This is a genomic window from Rudaea sp., from assembly GCF_036383415.1.
Taxonomy (GTDB): Bacteria; Pseudomonadota; Gammaproteobacteria; order Xanthomonadales; family Rhodanobacteraceae; genus Rudaea.
In genome coordinates this window covers 1-1,999 of record NZ_DASVOK010000487.1, presented here as the reverse complement: position 1 = coordinate 1,999, position 1,999 = coordinate 1, and the positions used below count along the sequence as shown (strand labels likewise).

Sequence of the window (1,999 nt, the reverse complement as noted above, 5' to 3'; positions counted from 1 at the left end):
TCGCGCGGCCTGCGCCCACTTTGCTGGCGCCGAACGAGCGCCGCCGCGCGCCGGATTCGGTGCTGCTCGCACTCGCTGCGGCCGAACAGGCCTGCGCGATGGCCGGGTGCGCGCCACACGATCTGCAGAACGTGTTCGCTTCTGCCTACGGCGACCTGGCGATCAACGATTATCTTTGCACCGTACTCGCGCGCACGCCGCTCGAACTGTCGCCGACCAAGTTCCACAATTCCGTGCACAACGCGCCGGCCGGATACTGGACGATCGCGAGCGGCTGCATGGCCTCGTCGACTGCGTTGAGCGCGGGTTCCGCGACGTTCGCCGCCGGCCTGCTCGAAGCGGCGACGATCGCGGCGAGCGAAGCGGCGCCGGTGCTTTACGTCGCATTCGACATCGCCGCAACCGGCCCGCTCGCCGAGGTCATCGACTGCGATGCGCCGTTCGGCATGGCCTTCGTGCTCGCGCCCGCCGCGGCGCGGCCGATCACGCGCCTGCGCCTGGAATTGCGTCATGCTGCGGCGGAACTTGCGCCGCTGCCAGCCACGCTGCACGCTCTGCGCGAGCGCAATCCCGCAGCGGCAAGCCTGCCGTTGCTGGCCGCGCTGGCGCGGGGAGAGGGCGCGGGGTTTGACTTCGCCCTGCACGCCGACAAAGACTTGCCGTCATCGGCATTGCATCTGGAGATTTCGTTTTGACCGGGGAGCAGACTCAGGCAACGCAGAGCGCGGACGCGGTGGCGACCGGCGTCGTCGTGATCCCGGCGCTGAACGAGGAGCGCGCGATCCGCGCCGTGGTCACGGCCGCGCTGCGCCACTGCGCCAAGGTGATTGTCGTCGACGACGGTTCGAGCGACCGCACCAGCGATGTCGTCGCCGATCTTCCGGTCGAACGCATTCGCCACGCCACGCCGCAAGGCAAGGCGATGGCGCTGCGCGACGGCTTCGAACTTGCGCTCAAGCTCGGCGCCGATGGCGTGCTGACGATGGATGGCGACGGCCAGCACGACGCGGCCGACCTGCCACGCCTGCTCGCCGCGGCGAAGCGCTACCCGAACCACATCGTCATCGGCGCGCGCCTGCTCGGCAAGGATGCGCAGCCGGACAAGAATCGGTTCGGCAATGCGCAAGCCGATTTCTGGGTGTCGTGGGCCTGCGGCCAGCGCGTCGTCGATTCGCAGAGCGGCCAACGTTACTACCCGCGTGCCGCGATCGAAACCGCGCTCGCACTGCCGCACGACGGCTTCGTGTTCGAGAGCGAGATCCTCATCGAATGCGCGGCGCGTGGCATCCACACCGTCTCGGTGCCGATCAAGGCCAGCTACGAAGAGGAGCGGCGCGCGAGCCACTTCAAGCCGTTTCGCGACGTCAGCCGGATCACGCGCATGATCGCCGGCCGCCTGCTGCGCGGTGGGCTCATGCTCGGCAACCTGCGCCGCTCGCGCACGGTGCCGCCGATCGTCGTCAGCTGAGACTTTGCTCCACCGACGCAGCGGCATCGGTGGTCTGCGCCGGCTTTGCGCGCCAGCGCAGAGCGCTGATCGAGATCACGCCGGCAAGCAAACTCAGATACAGCGTCGCGATGCGCCACAGCAGCAGCGCGCTGGCGACCGCGCTGGTCGAGGCGAACGGGGCGAGCGTCACGGCGAGACCAAGATCCGCGCCGCCGCCGCCAGCCGGCACGCCGGTCCATTGTGCGACGTGCAGCACGACGCCCTGCAGCAGTAGCACGAGCGAGAACGGCACCTGCGCGCCGAGCAGCGCGAGGATGAGCCAGAGCACACCGTAACGCGCGAGCCACTGCATCGCGGTTGAGGCGAACGCGAGGGCGAAATACGCGGGCGATCCTTGCATCAGAATCTGCGTCTGCGCGAGCACGTTGTTGACGAAGCCGCGCAGCGCCTCGCGACGCCGGCGCAGGAAGCCGACGCGCTCGACTGGCCCGTGCCTGCCGAAGAACCATGTGCCGAGCGGCCGCCGCGCGAGCACGAGCGCGACGAGCA

The 1,999-nt window shown here is 69.2% G+C and carries 3 protein-coding genes; 2 read left to right on the top strand and 1 reads right to left on the bottom strand.

Annotated features, from left to right (window positions below; translation table 11 throughout):
• Both VF497_RS17630 and VF497_RS17625 read left to right on the top strand, forming a co-directional pair.
• A partial coding sequence (locus tag VF497_RS17630; RefSeq protein WP_330891203.1) for a beta-ketoacyl synthase chain length factor occupies window positions 1-695 on the top strand: 695 nt, incomplete at its 5' end.
• Window positions 692-1,468, top strand: coding sequence for a glycosyltransferase family 2 protein (locus tag VF497_RS17625; protein ID WP_330891201.1), 777 nt, complete (start codon window positions 692-694; stop codon window positions 1,466-1,468). The genes VF497_RS17630 and VF497_RS17625, both read left to right, overlap by 4 nt.
• Here VF497_RS17625 and VF497_RS17620 read toward each other — a convergent pair.
• Window positions 1,461-1,999, bottom strand: a 539-nt coding sequence (locus VF497_RS17620) for a flippase-like domain-containing protein (protein WP_330891199.1), incomplete at its 5' end; no start/stop codon positions are given. The genes VF497_RS17625 and VF497_RS17620 overlap by 8 nt on opposite strands.